The 23,169-nt window shown below is 44.6% G+C and carries 21 protein-coding genes; 10 read left to right on the forward strand and 11 right to left on the reverse strand.

Annotation, left to right across the window (positions count from 1 at the left end; translation table 11 throughout):
- Positions 1 to 257: 257 nt before the first annotated feature.
- Positions 258 to 959: a DNA glycosylase gene (locus tag L0G63_RS00005; RefSeq protein ID WP_301448809.1), complete on the reverse strand. Its 702-nt coding sequence runs from the start codon at positions 957 to 959 to the stop codon at positions 258 to 260.
- 359 nt (positions 960 to 1,318) lie between these two features.
- On the opposite strand from L0G63_RS00005, the gene upp reads away from it, so the two are divergent.
- Complete coding sequence (upp, locus tag L0G63_RS00010; RefSeq protein WP_301448810.1) at positions 1,319 to 1,978, forward strand: uracil phosphoribosyltransferase; 660 nt, start codon at positions 1,319 to 1,321, stop codon at positions 1,976 to 1,978.
- Positions 1,979 to 2,052: 74 nt separating this feature from the next.
- Positions 2,053 to 2,805, forward strand: a complete 753-nt coding sequence (locus tag L0G63_RS00015; protein ID WP_301448811.1) for an SDR family NAD(P)-dependent oxidoreductase — start codon at positions 2,053 to 2,055, stop codon at positions 2,803 to 2,805.
- Positions 2,806 to 2,829: 24 nt separating this feature from the next.
- On the opposite strand, the gene L0G63_RS00020 is transcribed toward L0G63_RS00015, so the two are convergent.
- Entirely contained in the window at positions 2,830 to 3,498 is a 669-nt protein-coding gene (locus L0G63_RS00020; protein WP_301448812.1) for a hypothetical protein, read from the reverse strand.
- Positions 3,499 to 3,707: 209 nt separating this feature from the next.
- On the opposite strand from L0G63_RS00020, the gene L0G63_RS00025 reads away from it, so the two are divergent.
- Positions 3,708 to 4,742, forward strand: a complete 1,035-nt coding sequence (locus L0G63_RS00025; RefSeq protein ID WP_301448813.1) for an alpha/beta fold hydrolase — start codon at positions 3,708 to 3,710, stop codon at positions 4,740 to 4,742.
- Here L0G63_RS00025 and L0G63_RS00030 read toward each other — a convergent pair.
- The gene (locus L0G63_RS00030) at positions 4,739 to 4,975 is read right to left on the reverse strand and encodes a DUF1653 domain-containing protein (RefSeq protein WP_301448814.1); all 237 of its coding nucleotides are present in this window, start codon (positions 4,973 to 4,975) and stop codon (positions 4,739 to 4,741) included. The two genes, L0G63_RS00025 and L0G63_RS00030, sit on opposite strands and share 4 nt — an antisense overlap.
- A 635-nt stretch (positions 4,976 to 5,610) precedes the next feature.
- Between L0G63_RS00030 and L0G63_RS00035 the strand changes: the two genes are divergently transcribed.
- Together L0G63_RS00035 and L0G63_RS00040 are read left to right on the forward strand one after the other, a co-directional pair.
- Complete coding sequence (locus L0G63_RS00035; protein ID WP_071002123.1) at positions 5,611 to 5,916, forward strand: IS630 transposase-related protein; 306 nt, start codon at positions 5,611 to 5,613, stop codon at positions 5,914 to 5,916.
- Positions 5,891 to 6,454: a transposase gene (locus L0G63_RS00040; RefSeq protein WP_301448815.1), complete on the forward strand. Its 564-nt coding sequence runs from the start codon at positions 5,891 to 5,893 to the stop codon at positions 6,452 to 6,454. Before L0G63_RS00035 ends, L0G63_RS00040 begins: the two co-directional genes overlap by 26 nt.
- On the opposite strand, the gene L0G63_RS00045 is transcribed toward L0G63_RS00040, so the two are convergent.
- Positions 6,402 to 7,085, reverse strand: a complete 684-nt coding sequence (locus L0G63_RS00045) for a hypothetical protein (protein ID WP_301448816.1) — start codon at positions 7,083 to 7,085, stop codon at positions 6,402 to 6,404. The two genes, L0G63_RS00040 and L0G63_RS00045, sit on opposite strands and share 53 nt — an antisense overlap.
- A 60-nt stretch (positions 7,086 to 7,145) precedes the next feature.
- Entirely contained in the window at positions 7,146 to 8,360 is a 1,215-nt protein-coding gene (gene tyrS / locus L0G63_RS00050) for a tyrosine--tRNA ligase (RefSeq protein ID WP_301448817.1), read from the reverse strand.
- 143 nt (positions 8,361 to 8,503) lie between these two features.
- On the opposite strand from tyrS, the gene L0G63_RS00055 reads away from it, so the two are divergent.
- The 3 genes from L0G63_RS00055 to L0G63_RS00065 all read left to right on the forward strand — a co-directional run bounded on the left by L0G63_RS00055 (position 8,504) and on the right by L0G63_RS00065 (position 12,322).
- Positions 8,504 to 9,880 carry an anhydro-N-acetylmuramic acid kinase gene (locus tag L0G63_RS00055; protein ID WP_301448818.1) on the forward strand — a complete coding sequence of 459 codons (1,377 nt, stop codon included), beginning with the start codon at positions 8,504 to 8,506 and terminating at the stop codon, positions 9,878 to 9,880.
- Positions 9,881 to 10,033: 153 nt separating this feature from the next.
- Positions 10,034 to 11,368, forward strand: coding sequence for a beta-ketoacyl-ACP synthase II (fabF, locus tag L0G63_RS00060; protein ID WP_301448880.1), 1,335 nt, complete (start codon positions 10,034 to 10,036; stop codon positions 11,366 to 11,368).
- A 168-nt stretch (positions 11,369 to 11,536) separates the two neighbouring features.
- Positions 11,537 to 12,322 carry a hypothetical protein gene (locus L0G63_RS00065; protein ID WP_301448819.1) on the forward strand — a complete coding sequence of 262 codons (786 nt, stop codon included), beginning with the start codon at positions 11,537 to 11,539 and terminating at the stop codon, positions 12,320 to 12,322.
- 213 nt (positions 12,323 to 12,535) lie between these two features.
- Here the strand turns inward: L0G63_RS00065 and L0G63_RS00070 are convergent, their stop codons facing one another.
- From L0G63_RS00070 to L0G63_RS00090, 5 genes are all read right to left on the reverse strand, one after another.
- Positions 12,536 to 14,353 (reverse strand): aminopeptidase P family protein, encoded by a 1,818-nt coding sequence (locus L0G63_RS00070; RefSeq protein ID WP_301448820.1) that lies wholly within the window; start codon positions 14,351 to 14,353, stop codon positions 12,536 to 12,538.
- 490 nt (positions 14,354 to 14,843) lie between these two features.
- The gene (locus L0G63_RS00075) at positions 14,844 to 16,409 is read right to left on the reverse strand and encodes a peptide MFS transporter (protein WP_301448821.1); all 1,566 of its coding nucleotides are present in this window, start codon (positions 16,407 to 16,409) and stop codon (positions 14,844 to 14,846) included.
- Between the two features lie 298 nt (positions 16,410 to 16,707).
- Positions 16,708 to 17,157: a hypothetical protein gene (locus tag L0G63_RS00080; protein ID WP_301448822.1), complete on the reverse strand. Its 450-nt coding sequence runs from the start codon at positions 17,155 to 17,157 to the stop codon at positions 16,708 to 16,710.
- 154 nt (positions 17,158 to 17,311) lie between these two features.
- A complete protein-coding gene (gene lnt, locus L0G63_RS00085) occupies positions 17,312 to 18,889 on the reverse strand; it encodes an apolipoprotein N-acyltransferase (RefSeq protein ID WP_301448823.1) in 1,578 nt (525 codons plus the stop codon).
- A gap of 275 nt (positions 18,890 to 19,164) precedes the next feature.
- The gene (locus tag L0G63_RS00090) at positions 19,165 to 20,064 is read right to left on the reverse strand and encodes a CBS domain-containing protein (RefSeq protein ID WP_301448824.1); all 900 of its coding nucleotides are present in this window, start codon (positions 20,062 to 20,064) and stop codon (positions 19,165 to 19,167) included.
- Positions 20,065 to 20,326: 262 nt separating this feature from the next.
- Between L0G63_RS00090 and L0G63_RS00095 the strand changes: the two genes are divergently transcribed.
- Positions 20,327 to 21,637, forward strand: coding sequence for a DUF4105 domain-containing protein (locus L0G63_RS00095; protein ID WP_301448825.1), 1,311 nt, complete (start codon positions 20,327 to 20,329; stop codon positions 21,635 to 21,637).
- Positions 21,638 to 21,660: 23 nt separating this feature from the next.
- Here L0G63_RS00095 and L0G63_RS00100 read toward each other — a convergent pair whose 3' ends face one another.
- The gene (locus L0G63_RS00100; RefSeq protein ID WP_301448826.1) at positions 21,661 to 22,254 is read right to left on the reverse strand and encodes a YcgN family cysteine cluster protein; all 594 of its coding nucleotides are present in this window, start codon (positions 22,252 to 22,254) and stop codon (positions 21,661 to 21,663) included.
- 160 nt (positions 22,255 to 22,414) lie between these two features.
- Between L0G63_RS00100 and L0G63_RS00105 the strand changes: the two genes are divergently transcribed.
- Complete coding sequence (locus L0G63_RS00105; protein WP_301448827.1) at positions 22,415 to 23,152, forward strand: dienelactone hydrolase family protein; 738 nt, start codon at positions 22,415 to 22,417, stop codon at positions 23,150 to 23,152.
- Positions 23,153 to 23,169 lie beyond the last annotated feature (17 nt).

The raw sequence follows: 23,169 nt of genomic DNA on the forward strand, positions 1-23,169 counted from the left end.
GGGCGTATTATAGAGGGTTTAATTTTTGTGTCAACCTGTTTTGGTGATGTTTTTAAACTTATTTTAGCGGAATATAAAAATGGTAATTTTTTCAATGGGTTATCGTCTAATTAATTTCAATAGGTTTAGAGACTGATTATAGATATGCTATTTACTATAATTTATAACATCAAAAACGTTTAGCTTTATTAGATAAATACCTTTTACTGTCTTTGAGCTTTACCTTCGATTAGTGCAACCATTTCTCTATTTTTACTTTACAACTTACCCATCCTCTCAAAGAACGCTTGATACGCCGCGACTTTCTTATCTAACGATAATGGATAAGCGCGTGAGGTCGATGGTAATCTATATAAGGTTAAGTCATTAACATACATTTTTTTATTATCTGCATCCTGCCATTGATAAGGGTAATCCATACTTTGATTGGTTTTTGGGTGCTTTGATTTGGTAATTGGTTCATCTAGTAATCCGAGCAGTACTTCGGTAGCTTTGCCTCCTGTTGTGAATAAAGTCTCAACCTTTGGCACTTGCGGCAAGATACTATCCAAATCAACTGGCGTCACCACGGTTAGGTTTTTATCCGAAGCATTGCCAGTCTCTCGAATAGCCTGCTTGACTGTCGGGCAAGACGCTATACCACGCTCGAACATAAAATTGCGTATGCGCTCAGGGTCAAAGCGCTTCTCATCGCCGACTCTAAAATAGTCGGCGTCATCAAAAAACACTCGGCCATAGATACGCCACATATCATTATAAAAATTGGGATAGTGAAAGCTCATTGCCCATTTATCGCTAGTCGGCGGAAACGTACCCATCATCATGATAGTCGCATTTGGTGGTAAAACAGGCGCAAAAGGATGATTTTCAATTTCTCCTGATGAACTCTCGGTTGCTACTATCTCGTTATTAGCCTTGTTATTAGCGTCTTCTTGGGTGTTTGATGGTTTTATAGTCATGATATTCTTCATCAGAAAAGCGGTTTTTTTGGTATCATAGCAAGCCTAAACACTACTGCACTTATGATAATTTTATACAGTCAAACTTAGTCGATTCAAATAGTGCGACAATATATAGTCGCTTAGCCTGAGCGGTTTAGGCTTGGCTGCCAATTGTGAGTGTCTAACTGATCACTTTTGGTGACATTACACTCTTATACAAGTAGCACGTTTATTTGATTTGCATGGTCATTGAGGTTTTTATTTTACTATCAATGAGACCAAACAGAGTTAAAGTGGGGTAAGTGTTTGTATCTTTTTATATTAATAGCAACCGCAATGACTGCGCACGCATCAGACAAAAAACCAAGAGAATACTTATGAGTGATTTAAACAACGATTTAAACATTACGGTCATTGATCATCCATTGGTCCGTCATAAACTCAGCCTCATGCGCGAAAAAGACTGTAGTACTTATAAATTTCGTACATTGACTAAAGAGCTTGCACGCTTGATGGCTTATGAAGCAAGCCGTGATTTTGAAATTGAGACCTTCCCAATGCAAGGCTGGTGCGGCGAAATCACGGGTGAGCAAATCATCGGTAAGACAGCGACTATCGTGCCTATTTTGCGTGCAGGTATTGGCATGCTTGATGGGGTGCTCGATCTAATTCCTACTGCTAAGATTTCTGTGGTCGGTTTGCAGCGTGATGAAGAAACGCTGCAGCCAGTACCATTCTTTGAAAAATTTGTCAGTCACATGGACAAGCGTCCTGCGCTAATCATTGATCCAATGCTAGCTACGGGTGGCTCAATGGTTGCGACCATCGAGATGCTAAAGAAAAATGGCTGTACTAATATCAAAGCATTAGTATTAGTGGCGGCCCCTGAAGGCGTCCGCTTGGTAAACGAAGCACATCCTGATGTGACCATCTTTACAGCGGCGCTAGACAGCCATTTAGATGAGCACGGCTATATCATCCCAGGTCTTGGCGATGCTGGCGATAAAATCTTTGGTAAACAGCTATTTAATAGATAAGCGTAAGCTGCCACAAAACAGCGCACCATTCATATCACAAAAGCCACATACGATATCACTTATAAGGATATAACATGAACGTATTGATTACAGGAGCAAGTGCTGGATTCGGTAAAGCGCTGGCAGAGCGTTTGGTCGCAGGCGGTCACCAAGTGATCGGTTGTGCCAGACGCCGCGATAAGCTTGATGCACTGGCAGCTACATTGGGCGAGGCGTTTTTGCCGGTGGTCATGGATGTCAGTGATACAGCGTCTATCCCGCAAATCATTGCTGACTTGCCGGCTGGCTTTCAGCACATCGATGTTTTGGTAAATAACGCTGGGCTAGCGCTCGGCACCGAGCCTGCCCATGAGGCAGATCTCAATGACTGGATGCGTATGCTCGATACCAATATCAAAGGTCTGGTGGCGCTGACCCACGCTGTACTACCTGCGATGGTGGCAAGCGACAGCGGTTATGTCATCAATGTCGGCTCTATCGCTGGCAGTTGGCCATACTTTGGCGGTAATGTCTATGGCGCGACCAAAGCCTTTGTCAAACAGTTTAGCTTAAATCTGCGCGCGGACTTAGTCGGTACGCAGGTGCGCGTCACCAATCTTGAACCAGGTAATGTCGCGGGCACTGAGTTTTCGAACGTGCGCTATCATGGCGATGATGAGAAAGCGGCCAAAGTCTATGACGGCTTTAAAACCATGACCGGTGAGGATATCGGCGATATTTTATTGTGGTTGATTGAATCGCCCGCCCATATCAATGTCAATCGCTTAGAAGTGATGCCAGTGGCGCAAACTTATAATGGTCTGACCATTGCGAAGCAAGGCGGTTAAAAGCTTAACCGGCCGTTTTGCTCTCTAACGTAACTCATAAGACCGAAGCAATATAGTCTCATCTATGTTGCTTCTTTTTTTGGGTTGAATTTGAATTTCTTTGACCAGCGTTAACTGCTGAAAGTCCAAAATCAGCACTTCATTTCGAATGCGCTCACTGGTACGCTTATTATGGCGTATCGGAAAGCCCATAACTTGCTTGCCTGCTATAGTTAGCTGATTGATAATAAGGAACGGATGGCTTGCTCGCCCTGATTGTAGCGAGTGTTGATAGAGCTTTTCTGCAGCGGCAAGCGCCGTAGCAGGATTAACTGTGGTGGTAAACAGCCTCTCTTGTCTTACGCTTTTTGGCATCTCGCCTGCAAAAAATAAGGTTTGATGAAGGGGCAGATATTGAGCATGGCGCGTCAGCTCGTTACGAAATAGCGCAGGCATATCCATATTGAAGCTGTCTTCCGTCTGCTGATAGAAGGCGGCAAAACTGCGCTGAATATAGCGCCCAAAGACAGTTGCGTTAATCCACTCTTGATAGACAGGGTTGTTTAGCAGCAGCTTAGTGAAGTCTTCTGGTTTTATCTCAGCGCTCTGGCTTAGTATCGCTATCAAGAATTGCTGCGAATCTATAAAAGTCTGCTGCTCCCATACTAGCGGATAGAGGCTCATATCTAACGACGCTAAAGTCGCTCTACTCATACTTAGGCCTCCTTTTAAGAGTCAGGTTGTTATTTTTATTTATTATGATTGATAAATTAGCGCTGATGATTATTCGGTATTGCAAGCTCACTTTTATGCCATGGTCAATGAGCTGATTTTACTATAGCAGTCTTACTGCAAGTATATCGGGTCTGTTGAAGTCAGCAACCTCAATTATGGCTACTATGCGAGCGCACAGAATAGAACTCATGATAAAAAAATTACTCACACTGCCGATACCCGACCAGTATCAAGTGCAAACTACTCATATTACGATGACTGATGGCACGCGACTACCTATCTCTGTTATCGGACAAGGCGCGCCTGTGCTGATACTGCATGCCTACGGCATGGATGCACGTGAATTTTTGCCTTTTATCTTACCGCTTGCTAGCAAATACACTTTTTATTTGCCGCATTTGCGCGGCTTTGGACTGGCACAGCCCATCGGTCTTACGCAGTTTGATTTTGTGCGGCAATATGCAGAAGATGTCGATTGTATCATCGAGCAGATTTGTCAGTGGCAGTCTGTTGAGACGCTGTCTGTAGCGGCTATTTCGATGGGCGCGCAAGTGATGTGGTCTTATTTTGAAAGGTTTGGCGCAGCCAGAGTCAGCCGCTATCTCAATATCGATCAAAGCCCTGCCATTCATAATCAAGACGATTGGCAAGGCGGACTATTTGGCAGCCGCCAACAAAAGGTATTCGATATCTTTCGCGGTGTTATCGATATGAGTCTGCCATATGCCGATGCCCAAAGCTTTACTCACCTACCCTTTACACTAAAACGGCACGCTACTGACGTCGAGCGCTTATTCTCATTATTGTCCGTCAATCGTACGCGCTCAAAAGCGTTTATACAAGCGATGACTTATAAGAACGATCCTAAGCTTGCGCTGTATGAGCATCGTCTTTGGAACCATAAAAGGCAATGCTTGCAAGCTTATCTAACCTTGCCTTATGACTTTCGCGGTGCGTTAGATAAAGTGACGATTCCGGTCGTCAATCTAATTGGTGGGCGCTCAAAGCTATATAATCCTAAGTGGCAACAGAAGGTGACACAGATGCTACCCAATGCTCGTGACGTCATCCTACCGCGCTCAGGACATGCCGTCCCTATGGATGAGCCGATTGGTTTTCATAAGGTGTTAAAGAAGTTTTGTGAGAATGATTTACGAGTCGCAACCAAAAAGCGACTTAGTAAAGTCGCTTTTTTAGGAGATGCTGCCAAGTTCAAGAGTTAATCCACTAGGGGTTTTATCAGCTCAAATCTAGGCACTTCTGTGCCATTACGCATCACAGTTTCAGCAAACATGGTAAGCGGGCGTACCCACACGCCATACTCACCATACAGACAACGGTACACCACGAGCGACTCTTCGGTCTCTGAGTGCTGCGCGGTATGCAATACTTGATACAGGCTGCCTTTATAATGGCGGTAGATGCCTTGGGGAATGGCTTGGAATTTGTTATTCATTTATTTAAACTATTTATCTTAAAGAAATTTTGGTTGTGTAAAGGTCATTAAATAATTATAGGTATTAACGAAAAAACTATTTACAAGAGTTATCGAGCAGTTTGATTAAAATACTGATCATTTTTACTCTTATTTTTAATCTCATCAGTCACATTTACTGAAGTGTCGCGAGGATAGATTTTTGAAAGAAACCCAATAACTTTAGACTTAGTATTGTCTTTCTTTTCAAAATCGAATTCGTCCTTTTTATTAATTAATATAATCCTTTTACTCATCTTGAAACTCCTTCTAAGAATATCGAAATTTCTTAATAGATCTCAAATACAGCTCTAACTCTACTCGATCACTAATCTCATTGAAGAATTCTTCACATACTCTACTTTCCTCTTCATTATCAGGAGTACACAACAATTCACCATAAAGACAGATTGTAAAAACGTACTTAAATACTCTCTCTTCTACTTTGACTACTACAGGTTTACAAAAAATTGACCCAAACTCCTTGTTAGATTTAGATCTATCAGAAGAGAGAAAAACGTTGTCTTTGATCCCTTTCCTCATATCAGGTATATAGTCACCTGACCACAAAAATGTTATAAAATAAATCAACTAAACGATTACCACAATAAATAACCATGACTTACTCCCTAGATTATCGCAAACAAGTCTTAAAAAGCTTAGATGAGGGCATGACCTTTGCTGAAGCTGCTGTTTTCTATGATATCAGTCCAACGACTATCCAGAAGTGGAAAAAGCGTCTTCATAGTAAAACCACCCGATATATTAAGCCCTACAAAATAGAGGATGAAGCCTTAGCTCAAGATGTCAAAGACCACCCTGACGATTATCACTATGAGCGAGCACAGCGTTTTAATTGTAGCCCAACAGGCATCAGCAAAGCCTTAAAGCGTATTGGTGTTAGCAAAAAAAAAGACACTTGAGCATCCCAAAGCTTGTCCACTAAAGAGGGCTCACTACCTAAAAAAACTTAACCACTACATTGCTCAAGGCTTTGCTATTGTCTATATGGACGAGAGTGGCTTTGAAAGTGAAACGATGCGTCCTTGTGGTTATGCACCCATTGGTAGCCCCTGCATTGGCAGTTACAATTGGCAAGCCAAAGATCGAACCAACGTCATTGGTGCACTATATGGCAAAACGCTGTTTGCACTCAATTGCTTAAAGACCAACATTAATAAAAAGATTTTTTATCACTGGTGCAAGTTCACGCTGATACCAAAGCTTAAGAGAAAATGTGTAATCGTTATGGATAATGCAGCCTTTCATAAGCGCGTTCAAAAGCTGCTTAACAGGCATGGTCACAGGCTATTATTCTTACCTCCTTATAGTCCTGACTTAAATCCCATCGAGAAAAAGTGGGCTCAAGTGAAGTTTTTACGCCAAGGTTGGATGGAGAATGACTTATCTAAATTGTTTTATGATATTCATCCAAAACATAACTCTTTTGTAGTGCAGTGACTATAAATAAGCTTTGACCCAAGTCAAAACAATAACGAGCTGTAGAAACATTTTCCATTAATTTCTTAGGAGATGTAAGTCTAGTTTGGTGGTCACTTTGTAAAGCATACCACCATTTATTCTCTTCATTATTACCTTCAATTATAGTGAGTGTAAGATTAGCAGGATTCACATTAAAGATTGTAGTAATAGCGTCGATTGTGGAGTCAAATATAGCCTTTAACTGTTCATCTGGCTTAGTAACTCTTTTAAAACAATCTGCACTTGGACGAATATTAGCTGCTTCTTCAAAAAACCTTCTCTTCTTCTTAGTTACTAAGCTATTGAAGATTTTTAGTAAATTCCTTGAAACTTCTTCTTTTTGCTTATTTAATCTAATTGAGTATTGTTCAGCAATAGCTCGAAACAGAACTACGAACATTGTTGCTACGAAAAGCAAGGTAAAGATAGTCTCATGTATCTCTCTATGATCTTTAATCCATACCCAGTCATCGCCAAAAATGTCTAATGCCGCATAATAAAATGAAGTTAAGACTGGTAATATAAAAGTTAAAATTGGTAACTTTACTAGTTTTGCGAACCACCATTTATTAAAAAAAAGATAAGCATACCGTTTGATTTTAAGATACATTTAATTTCTTTATCCGTCAATTTTTAATAAAATATGGTAATGCACTTAATGTAATCTTAATCACCCTACCGTCACTTTTGCATAGGCTTTCTTGCCAGCTTGAATCACGACTGTCTGTCCTGAGGTTAAGCTAAAGCCAGCATTGACCTCTTCGCCATCGACTTTGACTGCATTGCGCTTGATCATGTCTTTTGCCGCTGCACTATTTTTAGTCAAACCTGCTTGGTTTAATACCTGTGTGATAAATAAAGCCTCTTGACCTTCTTCAAGTGTCAATGTCACTTCTGGCAAATCAACGGGCAACTCACCATCTGCTAGGACATTGCCCGCTGATTTATGCGCGTTGGCAGCGGCATCCGCATCATGGAAACGCTCAATTAGCTCTTCGGCTAGGATACGTTTGATTTCTTGTGGATTACGACCAGCTTCCATTTCCGCCATCAAGGCTTCGATTTCGTCCATTGGCTTAAAGCTCAAAAACTCAAAATAGCGTTGGATTAAGGTATCTGGCATCGATAGGATTTTTTGGTACATGGTGCCTGGTGCATCATAGATAGCAACATAGTTTCCTAGTGATTTGGACATTTTATTGACACCATCCAAACCTTCTAAGATTGGCACCGTAATACACACTTGCGGCTCTTGACCGTAACGGCCTTGCAACGTACGACCCATCAATAAGTTAAAGGTCTGATCTGTACCACCTAGCTCAACATCTGCTTTTAGGGCGATAGAATCATAGCCTTGTACCAATGGGTAGAGGAACTCATGGATTGAGATAGGCGTCTGTGATGCATAGCGTTTCGAGAAGTCATCGCGCTCAAGCATACGCGAGACCGTCTGCTGGCTCGCAAGCTGAATCATATCAGCGGCGCTCATATCATTGAACCACTCAGAGTTGAAGACCACGCGCGTCTTTTCTTTGTCCAAGATTCTAAATACCTGCTCAGCGTAGGTCGTAGCATTGGCTTTGATTTGCTCATCAGTCAATGGCGGACGCGTGCTATTTTTACCAGAAGGATCACCAATCTTGGCGGTATAGTCACCGATTAGAAAATAAATCTCATGACCCAAATCTTGAAAATGCTTAAGTTTATTAATCAATACCGTATGACCTAAATGCAGGTCAGGTGCGGTCGGGTCAAAGCCTGCCTTGATACGTAGTGGACGGTTGAGCTTTAGCTTGGCCACCAAGTCGTCTTCAGATAATATCTCTTGCGTACCGCGCTGAATTAGGGCCAGTTGTTCTTCTAGGGTGTAGGTTTGATCGGTCATGATGCTCTCTATATATCGCTTGAATTGGGATTTTTAGGAATATTGGTTACTGGCGCACCCCCTTATGACGTTTAGAAGCTCAAAGGGTTAGAAAAAATGCTAGAATTTGACGGATATACTAGCGTTTTTTAAGGTAAATTGCCATGACCAACCCCGCATCCATTGCTGACACTGAACACAATGCTATCGCCGACTTACTTATGAATAATGGTTTGGATAGTAGCTCAAACGATATTGATGATTTGACCGATGATAATTCGAACTATGCCACACTGACCGACGCGCTTGAGCAAACGGTGTTTGAAAGCTTCGATGATGGTTTATATATCGGCATGATGTCAGGCACCAGTTTGGACGGGATGGATGCGGTTATTTGTCAGTTTAATCATGACGTGGGCGATACCGAAAATACCAGTAATAAAGATAACACTCAACCGCCAATGCAGCTGCTGGCGACGTATAGTCAAGATTTTCCACCACGATTGCGTGAGGTCCTACTGGCATTATGTCAGCCCAATGGTGTGAATCAACTCGTACCAGAGGCCGATGAGCCAACTAGCGAGCTTGACTGGTTTGGTTGGGCAAGTCGCGAATATGCGGAATTTGCCAGCGAAGTGGTCAATACATTATTACAGCAAGCAAATATCGATGCTGAATCAGTACTGGCGATTGGCTGTCATGGTCAAACGGTACGCCATCGCCCGCAGATGGGTTTTAGCTTGCAATTGGTCGATGCCAATATCATCGCTGAGCGTACAGGTATTAGCGTGGTCAGTGATTTTCGTCGCCGTGATATGGCCGTCGGTGGTCAAGGTGCGCCTTTGGTGCCTGCCTTCCACCAAGCACTGTTTGGCGCATCTGATGACACACGCGTGATATTAAATTTGGGCGGTATTGCTAATATAACCGTCTTGCCTGCTGATGGAAAAGATCAGGTTGTTGGCTACGATACGGGACCTGCAAACTTACTATTGGATGCGTGGACAGCATTGCATACTGATAATAGCTATGATGCGAGTGGTGCTTGGGCGCAGTCTGGGAAAATTATTGAGCCGCTACTCGAGCAGCTGTTGGCACATCCATTCTTTGCTCAATCTCATCCCAAAAGTACGGGCCGCGAAGTTTTCAACTTAGCTTGGCTACAAGATGAGCTACAAACATTCGATCAGGCTTCTGTCTATACCCGCTACTCATCTGCAGATGTGCAAGCCACTTTGACTGAGCTAACTGCCATCAGTGCAAGCGCGCAGATCAATAATTTTATAACTACTGATAAAAATAGCTCGGTGTCTGTCTGCGGTGGCGGTGCTTTGAACGATTATCTGATGACGCGTCTGCAAGCCCATCTACCCCACTCTACAGTGATGACCACAGATCATTTAGGGCTGGCACCAACATGGGTAGAGTCAGTCGCTTTTGCATGGTTAGCCCGACAAACATTGATGGGCGAAACTGGTAATTTACCCGCTGTAACTGGTGCCAATAAAGGCGTGGTATTGGGGCAAGTTTGTTTTGCCTGACCAGTTAGATTTTAGTTTACATACGTGCACCAATGTGTTTTATAATAACTTTAAAAACGCCATCCTCTTAGGACCCGTAAGTATAGGACATATCGCATGAGCCAACACAGCACTTCACCTATCGACCAAGCCACCAATGATGACACAAATAATATGACCGCAGCTCCTGTATACAAATCGCTTCAAAAACCGCCTCATTACGAGCGCTCTGATGATACGCGTGTGGTGGTGACTGGTATGGGTGCCATTACGCCGCTTGGTCTAGACGTGGATAGCTCATGGACCAAATTGCTCAATGGCGACAGCGGTATCTCACCGATCACCCATTTTGATGCAACTGGTTACCGCGCACAAATCGCAGGTGTGATCAAAGATTTCGATGCCAAGCAGTACATGAGCGCCAAAGATGCGCGCCGCTATGATGATTTTATACATTACGGGATTGCAGCGTCTTCTATGGCATTGAAAAATGCTGGGTTTATCGATGAAGTCAGTGCCGCTGATGCACCCGTACAAGGGGTTGACCAAGATCGCTTTGGTATTATCTTGGGTTCAGGTATTGGTGGTATCCAAACCATCGAAAACAGCCGAGATACCCTACGTGAAAAAGGCGCCGCCAAAGTATCACCTTTCATTATCCCAGGATCTATTGTCAATATGGCGGCAGGGTTGGTCGCGATCAAACACAATTTAAAAGGGCCAAATCTTGCGACATCAACGGCTTGTACCACTGCCACTCATGCTATGGGTTTGGCAGCGCGTTTGATCGCCTACGGTGATGCCGATGTCATGTTGGCTGGCGGTAGTGAAAAAGGCTCAAGCCCGCTTGGTATAGCAGGCTTTAGTGCCATGCATGCCCTCTCCACACGTAACGATGAGCCAACCAAAGCATCACGTCCGTTTGATAAAGGTCGTGATGGGTTTGTCCTTGGTGATGGTGCTGGTGTGGTCGTATTAGAAAGCCTTGCCCATGCCAAAGCACGCGGTGCAACGATATTGGCAGAGTTAGTCGGGTTTGGCATGAGCGATGATGCCAGTCATATTACTGCGCCACCAGAAGACGGTAGCGGTGCGGCAAGAGCGATGCAAAATGCACTAAACGATGCTGGTATCGAGTCATCAAGCGTCGGTTATGTCAACGCTCATGGTACCAGTACCCCTGCTGGTGATGTGGCTGAGTCTATTGCTATCGAAACTGTGTTCTCTCCTGTAAAAGATAGCATTTTAGTTAGCTCAACCAAATCTATGACAGGACACCTACTTGGTGCAGCGGGCGGCGTAGAAGCCATATTTACGGTGCTTGCCCTACAGCATCAGCACGTACCACCGACGATTAACCTAGAAGAGGTTGAGGACAACTGCAATCTCGATTACGTGGCCAACCAATCACGTAAGGTCGATAACCTGCAATATGCTGTATCCAACAGCTTCGGCTTTGGCGGTACCAATGGATCCTTGATATTTGCACGCTGGCCTGTCAATCAATAACTCGTAGCCAAAAGCATATCGTGCGATACGATACCGCTTTATCGTATGATCACTTTGTCGCTTCGCTACTTTGCCACGTTGTAACGTTGGTGTCAGTTTGGCTACGTTTGTCCACTTGCAGCCCCTTATCGTACTTGCGTATGATAAGGGGTAATTTTTGGAACATTTATGGAAGATACCATGTCAAGCTACTCATTTTCCCATCAGTTTTATCAGCATTGGACGTGTGCACCTGAGACCGTACGCGCAGCCATTACCCAAGAGCTAAAAGACATCACGACCCTACTACAAGCAGAGACTGTATTTGAGAGCTTTGAGTTCAATACACATGATTTGGATGCGTATGTGGATGAGCTGTATGACAACTATAATGCCGAGCAAGCCATTGCCAAAGCGATCATAGACAAACAAGAACAAGAACGCGCGGCGGCTGAAAAGCAGCAGTTGGAAGAAGCCCAGAAGAAAGAGGCCGAAGAGACGGCGCGCAAAGCAGAAGCAGCTCAAAAAGAACAAGAAAAAAATGAGGAGCTGGCTGCAAATAAAACCCATAATAAAAAAGACAATCTAACCGAACAAGAGGCTGTAGACGATGCGGTGGATCACCTAAAAACTGAGAAAGTCAGCACGGGCGCAGCAAGTGGTGAGAATAATAACAGCACTGACAGTCAGACGATTAGCAAACAGGCTGCTACCCTGAGTGATAAACCCATCAAAAATATACCAGACAACGCCAATACCACGATCAACTTGGTACTAGAAGACAGTGAGCTGGATGCGACGGATCAGACACTGATTCGTGAGCTTGAAAACCAAATCGACGACTACTTGAGTGAGCAAATGATGCTCATGTCTGAAAACCTAAAATCTTGGCTACGTGCCGAGATGACTCAGCATTTCAGCGAGCAAAATACGTCAGCTACTACTGAAAATGCCTCTACAAAAAATATTCACTAACGGCAATAATTTCTATTTTCTAAAAAGCCCTGCAGCACAAACATTAAGAAGCCCCGCAAATTATTTGCGGGGCTTCTTAATGTTTGCTTGACAGTTATTGATCTGACTTTATAGCATTTTTAAAAATCTAAGTAGCAACGCCAATGAGCGAAAGACAACGTTTAGTAAACGAAGCGATATTGTCACCGCTCATTATGTTTTTTTAGAGTAGTATTAGATCGCTTTGGTACGTTCAGTCAGCCACTCAAGGGCAGTACCTTCCACTCGATCATTTAACTCGGCATACACTTGGCTATGGTAGTCATTGAGCCAATCAATCTCGGTTTGATCCAATAATGATGGCTCAATCAGACGCGTGTCGATTGGGCAATAAGTGATGGTTTCAAAGTGTAAGAATTGACCAAATTCTGTCTCAGTAGGGCTAGGAACTGGTGTATTCACAACCAAGTTTTCGATACGGATACCCCATTTGCCCTCGCGATACAAACCTGGCTCATTACTTGAAATCATACCGACTTTCATCGCACGCTCTTTTGGTGTGCTGGCGCTATAAGCAATGACTTGCGGGCCTTCATGCACGTTTAAGAAATAACCAACACCGTGACCAGTACCATGACCATAGTCCATCTGAGCTTGCCACAATGGGGCGCGGCAAATCGCATCAATCAATGGAGAGGCGATACCATCAGGGAAGTGAGCACGAGCGAGCGCAATATGGGCTTTGAGTACGGTGGTAAAGTCACGTTTGTGCTCAGCGGTAACTTGGCCAATACCGACCACGCGAGTGATATCTGTTGTACCGTTTTGGTACTGTGCACCTGAGTCAATGAGTAGTAAACCACCTTCACCCTCAGCCACATCAAGATAACTGAATTTCTCTGGCGTCGCGCGGTAATGTGGCAATGCCCCATTTTCATTGAAACCTGCGATAGTTGGGAAGCTTGGCGACACATAATGCGGCTGGCGACTACGTACCTCTATCAGCATACTATCCACATCCAGCTCACTTAGGCGCTCGCCTGCTGCTAGACGCTGTTCAAACTCAGAAAAGAACGCTGCTAAAGCCGCACCGTCTTGACGCATGGCCTCACGCACATGATCGATATCTGAGTCAGACTTGACAGACTTGAGCAGTGTGCTTGGTGCCATTTGCTCAATAAAGCCAATATCGTCTGCCATTTTGGAGAGTGTCCCAACGGCAACTTTATTTGGGTCTAACAGCAATAGATCTTCTGGTGTTAATGAGCTCAATGCATCTTGTACAGCAGAGTAATCAGCCAATGTGATACCGCTATCTTTTAGACTTTGTACAATATCTTCGCACGCTTTATCGGTATCAACAAACAACGTTGCGCTGTCTGCATCAATCAGCATATGTGCTAAGAACACTGGGTTGTAATCAACATCAGCACCGCGCAAGTTCGTCAGCCAAGCGATGTCATCTAAGCTTGAGAGTAGATGATGGGTTGCGCCAGCATCCTTCATGCCTGCGCGTACTGCTGCAAGCTTTGAGGTCGCAGACTGCGCAACAAACTGCTCATCATGTGCATACAATTTGGCATTTGGCAGCGCAGGACGATCTGTCCAAACGCTCGTCAATACGTCACGCTCAGTGATCAGAGTAATATCATTGGCATCAAATGCCTTCAATAGTCGATCTTGCTCAGCGATAGAAAGCACATTGCCGTCTACGGCGACGCTATCGCCCTCTTGCAAATGATCGGCCAGCCAGTCGATATGGTTTAGCTGACCAGGTGCCAACTTCTCCAAAGTGATACCCGTACCCTCTAGCTGCTCAGCGGCATGTACCCAATAACGACTGTCCGTCCATAGACCGGCAAAATCAGCCGTCACAACCAAAGTGCCTACTGAACCTGTAAAACCTGATAGCCACTGACGGGTTTGCCAATACTCTGGCAAATACTCAGAAAGATGTGGATCAGCAGAGGGCACGATAATCGCCGTGAGATCTTGAGCCACTAGCGTTTTGCGTAGCGTATCGATACGCGCTTGGATAATTTGTTTATTCATTGAATTTGTCCTTGTAGATGTTATAGCAATATTATTATGAGGCGACTCTCTACAGTCGTTTTCTAGAAGTTATTGGTACTGCTTTTATGATTTATCAGGTATTTATTGAAATACTTATTGTAGATATTTCTTATGGATACTACTTATAGATAATAGGGCATGTCATCAATCAGCCTAATACGTCATTTAGCGGTCTTAACATGGCTAAATCTTGCCAAACATCGTCAAAAATTTGTAAATCAGACTACTGTATCGAGTACTTGTTTACCGCCAGTTGCGGCAAGAGATTAAAAAATGAATACAACTGACTATCATTAGATATTTGGGCAGATGATGAGCTTTCAATGGCTTATGCCAAATATCTCATCAAGGGAAGCGATAGGAGGTACCACCAGTAATGGTAACACGTCCTATCCTCGGTCACTGACTTGCTCTACGCGTATACTCGACAGTTTCTGTAGACAGGTAACTTATTTTTACCAACGGATTCTTATTGGCTTACCTCGTCAGCATGCTCGCTTTTTTGCAGCATATTATTGATAGGTTTGGCCAATACCAACAGTATCACGGCAGAGACTACCAAGAAAATTGTCATGGTGGTAAATAAAGTCGGCAGACCTTCGATTTTGTCCGCTGAGACATGACCACCAAAGAAGGCCGCAACCAAGTTACCCATCGCAATAGAAGCAAAGAACAATCCCATCATCTGACCTTGCATGCCTTTTGGCGCAAGCTTGGTCATTGATGACAGACCCACAGGACTAAGCGCAAGCTCGCCAAGAGTTAATAGTAACAGACTTCCTACCAGCCATAAGGGCGACGCTAAACCAGCACCAGACGCTAAGATGCTTTTTGAGGCAAAAATCATGAGAGCAAAACCAGCGGCAGCAAGTAGCATACCAAGTGCAAATTTCGCCATACTGCTCGGCTCAAGGCCTCTGTTTCCTAGCTTGACCCAAATGATACTAACGATCGGTGCCAATATTAAGATAAATAATGGGTTCAGCGACTGAAACCAAATGCTTGGTATTTCAAACCCCATAACATTTAGATCCGTATAACGATCGGCAAATAGGTTAAAAGAGGTTGGCTGCTGCTCAAAACTTGACCAAAATAGCGTCGAGCCAATGATTAAAATAAAGCAGATCAGCAAGCGCAGTTTGTCCGTCTTATCCAATCGCGGTGAAATAAACATAATGGCAAAGTAAAGGATGACGACGGCAGCAATGATATAGGTCATATACTCCGCCACCATCTCAGGATTGAATGACACCATACCCGTAGAGATTAACAGCACCGCAGCGACCAACAATGCAATAAAACCACCCACCCAACGGCCAATGTTTTTGTATTGATCATTGGATTGCTCCCATTCAGCATCGACACCTTTGGCCTGCGCATAACGCGTCAAGTTCTTGCGGGCGATAAAGCGGTAGGTAAGCAAGGATACGAGCATCCCTAAACCACCAACGCCAAAACCGACATGCCACATGCCTTTTTCTTTGAATACGCCAACGATGAGCGCCGCCAAGAGTGCGCCAATATTGATACCCATATAAAATAAGGTAAAACCGCCATCACGGCGAGCGTCGCCTTTAGGATACAAAGCCCCTACCATTACCGAGATACAGGTTTTGAACAGTCCTGAGCCCAAGACAATACAGATCAAACCGACAAAAAATAGCGTCATACCAAACATGGCAGAAAGCGCAATACATAAGTGACCAAGGGCAATCACAATACTGCCCCACCACAGGGCACGCTCTTGTCCCAGCCAGTTATCTGCTAGCCAACCGCCCGGTACGGCTGCCAAATATAAGGAACCGGCAAAAATACCATAGATAGCAGATGCCGTGACTTCATCGAACCCAAAACCACCACTGCTCACGGTTGCCACCATAAATAGCACGAGTAGCGGACGGATACTGTAGTAAGAGAAACGCTCCCACATCTCAGTAAAAAATAACGAGCGTAATGGCGCGGGATGACCCATAAAGCCATTGTCTAGTGCTTGCAGCTCAGCGGCACTAGCTTCTGATTTTGATTGTGTACTCACAACTTTATTCCTTTAAAGGTTATTTTGGTAATGACCAAATGCCTGATTGTGACGACAGGCGGTCATATAAGCGGAACATTGTTTCACTTGGTTATAATCAAGTAAAGAAAAAGTTGGCTAAAACTTACATAAATACCCACAAAAAAGCTCGCTCTCAATCGCTGAGAACGAGCTCTTTTTCGCTATCAAAAACCGTATTATCAAGGTGATATTACCGCTCGTAAACGCTTTATTTTTAAGTTACTTGCGAGTCACTTTCACTATTTATTTGGATAAACAGTCAGTTACTATATCAAGATTACTGTGCTGCTGTCTCATCAGCGGCGGTGCCAGCATTCCCAGCGTCTAAATCACCATCCGCTTGCTCAGCCGTTAAGTCAGCATCGGCAACAGCCGCTTGGCTCACTGTACCAGAAGCAGTCGCTGTACCTGCTTCTGCGGTCACAACTGCACTATCCGCCGCATCAGGTGCTGGCGTCACAGTGGCATCTGCGGCTGCATCGGGCGCCGCGGCTTCTGCGGTTGCAACATCCGTATCTGCTTCAATAGCCGTGTCTTCAGTCGCCACGACTTCTGCCTCATCAGCCGCTTCTGATGCTTCCGTTGGCGTCGCCGTGATGTGCTCGCCTGCTGGACGCAAAAACGCAGAAATACCAATAAGTAAGACAATGCCTAAAAACAAGGCAATGCCGCCTAAAGCATATAACAGCTCTTTTTTTGGATTGTTATTGACGATACCTTCTGACATACCTTATCCACCTTGCACAAAATATTTGAAATATTGACCTATTATATCGCAATTTATACTGATTTGTGAAAACCCTTAAGTATTTAAAGGGATTATTATCGACACCTACTTACCTAACCGACGAGCATGGTCTTGCAACCTTTAATCAATATGCCTATGACTTACCCAAGCGCACTGACGTTTTTGAGCGTTTGCCCAAATAGCTCAATACCAATAACAGTGCCATGATAAATAAAATAGGATATTGACCAAATCGCATAAACGGCGTATTACCAACGCGCGCCTGTATATTACCGCGTAGTACGGTGCGCTCAAACTGCGGAGCACGCGCTACGATGCGACCTTTATGGTCGATGATAGCTGTCACCCCCGTGTTGGTCGCACGCATAAACCAGCGACCATTTTCGAGCGCGCGCATCTGTACCATCTGTAGATGCTGTAGCGGGCCTGCCGACGTACCGAACCACGCATCGTTTGAGATGGTCAATAAAAAGTCTGTACCAATCGCATTTTTGCGCGTGGTATCTGGATACGCCACTTCATAGCAGATAGCCGCGCCCAAATTATGACCGCGCACTCGTAGCGGTGACTGATGCTCACTGCCGCGGCTATAGCTCATGATATCTTGGCTACCTGCCAGATTGGGTAGTATATCAAGCACACCTTCAAACGGAATGTATTCACCAAAGGGTACCAGACGCTGTTTTTTATACAAGCCATCTGCCTGAGCGCCTAACGCTACCACACTATTATAGAATGAGGCATATTTATCTTTACTGGCATCAAATGCCGCTTCGTCTTTATAAGGGATACCCGTCACCCATGTCGTATCGGTCTCTTTGGCCATTTTTACCATTTCATTGATAAAACCGACCGCTTCTGTCTGAAACATCGGAATCGATGACTCAGGCCACAGCACAATGTCACGTCCCCACTCATCGCGAGTCAAGGTTGCGTAGATTTTTAGGGTTTCTATTTGATACTCAGTAAGCCATTTTAGATCTTGCGGGATATTGCCTTGAATCAAAGACACGGACAAATCAGGCGTGCCTTTTGGTTTGGTCCATTGCGGATTGATCAGCCATAACGCACAGCTAACCACCAATAAGGCAATTGACGGAATCATATAGCCTGCGCGGCGACGTAGTAGCTCAACGACGCTGGCTCCCAATAATACCGCCACAAAAGAAACCGCAAACACCCCTGCAACAGGCGCTAGCGACGACAACCAATATTGCTCCGTAAACGCGTAACCGACAAACAACCAAGGAAAGCCTGTGAATAGCCACGTTTTCATCCACTCTTGAAGTATCCAGAGCGCAGCAAAAGACAAAGGCTGCTTACCGACCACACGATTAAAAATCAGTGCCAAAAAGCCATGGAACAGCCCCATGCCAAGCCCCATCAGCGCAATCATAATCAGCGCAAGCCATACAGGAGTCGAGCCATAGACATGGATGGAGGTATACAACCAAAACGCACCCACACACCAAAGCCCCGTCCCATAGGCTTGACCGATAACAAAAGCACGGCGCCCTGTCATCTTTGGCATCAATAGCGCATACAAAATAGCGGGCGATACCAAAGCGATGGGCCAGATATCATAAGGCGCCAGTGCAAGTGTGAAAGCCGCCCCTGCCAGCAAAGCGATCAGTACCGTTACCACGAGAGGTAAACCTTTCGGTTTTTCAGGGTTCAAGCGTTTTTGTAAATCAACAGTAGACAGACGCATAGCAGTTATCCAAAACCATATTTTCAAAATTTTACAGCTCAGCACTGAGACAAAACCCAAGCAAAAACTGACTGCATAATACTTTATGCAGGACCATAAATAAAATCCACCCATGATACCAGTCAAAACCCATCAGTGGGTAAATTTGCGTAGCGAAAGTCTCATACCAAAATACAAAAGGCAGAAAGCAAAAAACACGATGGTTCATCGTGTTTTTTATTGGGTATGCTAAGAATGTTTTATCACTAATTATTGATTATGGGAATACAAACAAATTAATGGCTGCCTATCAATATCTGCTGGTCGCCATTGGTTTTGGTAAGCTCTAGATTTTGGATAAATCGTCCCTCCACATCAGTGATGGTGATTTGCCAATCATCTATCACCACGCTCTCGCCCTCCAAATCACCAACAAAACCGAGTGCTTGCATGACCAGACCGCCCATCGTGTCGACGTCGGTATCATCAAAACGACTGCCAAGCTCATCATTACAGTCCTCAATCACCGTGGATGCTTGGACACGCCATGTGTTTGGCTTTTCGGGATCAGCGACGATATTATTAATATCGCTGTCTTCATCAAAATCATCATGCTCATCCACGATGTCACCGACGATTTCCTCTAACAAATCTTCCATGGTGACCACACCACCAAAGTTGCCAAACTCGTCGACGACGATCGCCATATGCACTTGCGTGCGCTGCAATGAGCGCAGCAGGGTATCAGAACGAGCCGTTTCACTGATATATAATGGCTGGCGCACCAAATCTTTTAGACGTTTGCTATCGATTTTGTCTTCTTGGTTGCGTACCATATGCACCAGAATAGGAATCAAATCTTTTGCCAATAGGATGCCAATGACGGCATCATCATCTTGACTGTCAAAAACAGGATAGCGCGAGTGTGTGGTATCAAGAATGATATCCATCACTTCAGGGAGACTGGTGCTTTCGTGGATACCAATCACTTGTGGCCTTGGCGTCATGATTTCGCGTACTTGGGTGGCTGGTAGATCCAGTACGCCTTCTAGCATATCGACCGTATCGGGCTCTAAAAACTGGCGCGAGTCTTGTACCAGACGAATCAATTCGTCACGGGTTTCGGGGGCGGTCGATAGCCAGCGTTTTAAGCCGCGCATCGACCAACTACTCGGGCTGGGAGTGTCGTCAGACATGGTGGTGTGATTTAACCTCTTTAGTTAATGGCAATTAAATAACCGTTCAGAAAATAAGTAGAGCCTAGATGGGGATGCAAGCGCCAAATAAAACCGCTGGTTTATCATTATATAGTGAACAAATAATAGACCCAGCAGCACAATTTAGCTTCACTTTATCGCAAGGCTCACTGACATTCAACGACAAATTCACTCAAATTGTATTGTCAGTGTGTTATAAACTTTGTTATGGTCAAAGCCTTTATTCATCAAAACAAACCTTATGTCGCTACGTTCCGTTTTTTCTCGCTTATTCTCGTCGCGTTCACGCAGCCAGCTTGCAGACAGCCATTCTGTCAGTCGTGAGTTGGACAACAGATCAGCAGATAACAAACTACCAAGACCGACATGGCGACATCGTCTCGTGATTTTTTTGATCGCAATCACAATATTGCTATCAGCAGTGTGGTTGCTATTAGCGATTTGGTATCAGTATGGGGCAAGCTCAGTATTGACATGGCTTGCCTCTATAGCGATTGTGAGTCTGTTAGCGGCGCTACTGGGCACGCGTTACTGGAGTGCTCTTAAAAAAATAATGCACGGTGGCGCATCAACTGACCAAAGCTTGATTGGCAAAAAATCAATTCATAAAAACACAGCGACTAGATACCTCATTGGCTTATATGGAGCAACTTGGCTCATAGGTCTAGGCTGGTTTTTTTCTATCGAACCCCAGAAAAATCGCGACTGGATGGCTGAGGTCGACCAGCAAGTGGCTTATGAGCGCGATGCAACCAACCCTGATTTGATTACCTTAACCAATGTCCGTAATTTTGATTGGCGCACAGACGAGGACGCCACAGAGCATTGGGAGACGCGCACGATTGATTTATCTAAACTCTCTGGCGTTGATGTAACCAACTCTTATTGGATGGGGCCACTGATTGCGCATACCTTGGTCAGTTTTCGCTTTGAAGACGATAGACCACTTGCCTTCTCATTCGAGATTCGTAAAGAGCAAGGCGAGGCATTTTCGGCATTGGCGGGATTTTTTAGACGGTATGAGCTGAGCCTGATTGCCGCCGAAGAGCGCGATATTATCTATACGCGTAGCAACGCGCGCGGTGAGCAAGTCTATCTGTTTCCTATCAGCAATTTGCAGCAACATGAGGTGAGATCGTTGTTTGAATCTTACCTAACGGCAATGGATGAGCTGAATACCAAGCCCGCTTGGTACAACACGTTGACGAGTAACTGTACTAATATTATCTTTTATATGGCGCGTATCGTTAGTGGTGATCGCCTGCCGTGGGATTATCGAATTTGGGTCTCTGGTTGGCTGCCAAACTATCTATATGATGTCGGCATGCTGGATGCTGCGCCTGAAAAACAAAACCAGCCTTGGTCGATGGATACGTGGTATGAGCGCACCCATATCAATCCAAAATCTATGGGCTTCAACAACCTGCACTCTATTGCCAATAGCCGTCAGTTCTCTCGGCAAATTCGTCAAGATATTCCGATACCGCCACTGGCCGGCTCTCAATCTAGCGCTGAAGCACAAGCCAAATCAGCGGCTCAAGCATCTCATTAGCGCGATAATCTACCCTATAGCAGTTATGGATTCACCCAATTAACCACGCGCGTTTCCATTTCTTCATCAGACATACCAATCTCCGACACACAGCGGCCAGCGACACCCACATTGGCTGCACGCATCTCGTGCTGGGTGACTACCGCATCCTGAGTCAATAACAGATGCCAGCTTGGCAAATTCTGTCCTTTATACAACCGCTTGTAGGCGCAATGCGATGGCAGCCACATCATGTTGGGCAAGTTGTTCATGGTCAGCTGAATACAATCTGGTACATGCTCTTGGCGCGTCGCATAATGTTGGCAATAGCCTGTCGCACAGTCCATGAGCTGGCACGTCACATCGGTATACTCGACCAGCTCTTCGTCATCATCATTATCGATGTATTTGATTAAGCAGCAGCTGCCGCAGCCATCACACAACGCTTCCCATTCGCTATGATTTAGCTCGTTTAAGGCAAACCGCCACCAAAACTGCGGACGCAGTGGCTCAGACTTATAATCAGTGTCAGCATTATCAGGAAATAAACTTACCGACTGCTCAAGCTTACCATCTGGAGTGATGCCTGAATGCAAGCCTGATTGTTCATCATTTTTGTTTAAGAAATTTATAGTCATAGGGTCGCAGTAGCATTTTGATAAAGAGCGTTACACTATTATAGCTGTTTTTGCTAGATATGGGCGTTAAGGTAGTACGAGTTAGAAAACGAACCAACACAATGACAAATAATCAAAACGACGAATAATTAAAACTCATAACATAAAAAAGGACAATCATATGTCAGTTAAGACTTTCGAGTTAATCAGTACCACCGAAAATGGTGTGGAACTTATCAGCTATGTGGCACTACCAGAGAACGCTTCTGATGATAATCCAGCAGCAGGTATCTTGGTCGCACCAGAATGGTGGGGCGTGGTCGATCATCCAAAATCAGTAGTAGAGCGTTTGGCAGAAGCTGGTTATGCAGCGGTTGCAATGGACGTCTATGGCGAAGGCAAACTCACCACCGATGCGGCGCAAGCCAATATGTGGATGGAACAAGTACTGGCTGATCAAGACATGCTGATGACACGTTGCCGCTTGATTTTGAATGACTTTAGCGATCAATTATCAGTTGACGGTGACAAGCTCGCGGCGATTGGTTTTTGTTTCGGCGGTAAAGTCGTCCTAGACATGGCTCGCGAAGGCATGCCGCTAAAAGCGGTTGCTACCTTCCATGGTAACCCAACGCCAAAACAGCCAGCAGATAAAAACTTCACTGCAAAAGTATTGGTCGCGCATGGCCGTGATGACTCAATGGTATCAATGGATGCCATCGAAGGCCTAAAATCAGAGCTAGACGCGGCTGACGTGGACTACACAATCGATGTCTATGACAATGCCAAGCATGGCTTTACCAACCCACATGCCGATGAGCGCGCAGCAAACAATGATGTGGATCTTGGCTATAACGAAGCCGCTGCTAAGCAAAGCTGGGAAAACATGCTTGAGTTTATGAAAGCCAATTTGGCATAAAAAACTTCTGATATAAA

It is taken from the genome of Psychrobacter sp., from assembly GCF_030454045.1.
In the GTDB taxonomy this organism is placed as follows: Bacteria; Pseudomonadota; Gammaproteobacteria; order Pseudomonadales; family Moraxellaceae; genus Psychrobacter.

Coding starts and splice junctions, on each gene's coding strand:
- L0G63_RS00005 (WP_301448809.1), bottom strand. CDS start 959: ATGACTATAAAACCATCAAACACCCAAGAAGACGCTAATAACAAGGCT.
- upp (WP_301448810.1), top strand. CDS start 1,319: ATGAGTGATTTAAACAACGATTTAAACATTACGGTCATTGATCATCCA.
- L0G63_RS00015 (WP_301448811.1), top strand. CDS start 2,053: ATGAACGTATTGATTACAGGAGCAAGTGCTGGATTCGGTAAAGCGCTG.
- L0G63_RS00020 (WP_301448812.1), bottom strand. CDS start 3,498: ATGAGTAGAGCGACTTTAGCGTCGTTAGATATGAGCCTCTATCCGCTA.
- L0G63_RS00025 (WP_301448813.1), top strand. CDS start 3,708: ATGATAAAAAAATTACTCACACTGCCGATACCCGACCAGTATCAAGTG.
- L0G63_RS00030 (WP_301448814.1), bottom strand. CDS start 4,975: ATGAATAACAAATTCCAAGCCATTCCCCAAGGCATCTACCGCCATTAT.
- L0G63_RS00035 (WP_071002123.1), top strand. CDS start 5,611: ATGACTTACTCCCTAGATTATCGCAAACAAGTCTTAAAAAGCTTAGAT.
- L0G63_RS00045 (WP_301448816.1), bottom strand. CDS start 7,085: ATGTATCTTAAAATCAAACGGTATGCTTATCTTTTTTTTAATAAATGG.
- tyrS (WP_301448817.1), bottom strand. CDS start 8,360: ATGACCGATCAAACCTACACCCTAGAAGAACAACTGGCCCTAATTCAG.
- L0G63_RS00055 (WP_301448818.1), top strand. CDS start 8,504: ATGACCAACCCCGCATCCATTGCTGACACTGAACACAATGCTATCGCC.
- fabF (WP_301448880.1), top strand. CDS start 10,034: ATGACCGCAGCTCCTGTATACAAATCGCTTCAAAAACCGCCTCATTAC.
- L0G63_RS00065 (WP_301448819.1), top strand. CDS start 11,537: ATGGAAGATACCATGTCAAGCTACTCATTTTCCCATCAGTTTTATCAG.
- L0G63_RS00070 (WP_301448820.1), bottom strand. CDS start 14,353: ATGAATAAACAAATTATCCAAGCGCGTATCGATACGCTACGCAAAACG.
- L0G63_RS00080 (WP_301448822.1), bottom strand. CDS start 17,157: ATGTCAGAAGGTATCGTCAATAACAATCCAAAAAAAGAGCTGTTATAT.
- lnt (WP_301448823.1), bottom strand. CDS start 18,889: ATGCGTCTGTCTACTGTTGATTTACAAAAACGCTTGAACCCTGAAAAA.
- L0G63_RS00090 (WP_301448824.1), bottom strand. CDS start 20,064: ATGTCTGACGACACTCCCAGCCCGAGTAGTTGGTCGATGCGCGGCTTA.
- L0G63_RS00095 (WP_301448825.1), top strand. CDS start 20,327: ATGTCGCTACGTTCCGTTTTTTCTCGCTTATTCTCGTCGCGTTCACGC.
- L0G63_RS00100 (WP_301448826.1), bottom strand. CDS start 22,254: ATGACTATAAATTTCTTAAACAAAAATGATGAACAATCAGGCTTGCAT.
- L0G63_RS00105 (WP_301448827.1), top strand. CDS start 22,415: ATGTCAGTTAAGACTTTCGAGTTAATCAGTACCACCGAAAATGGTGTG.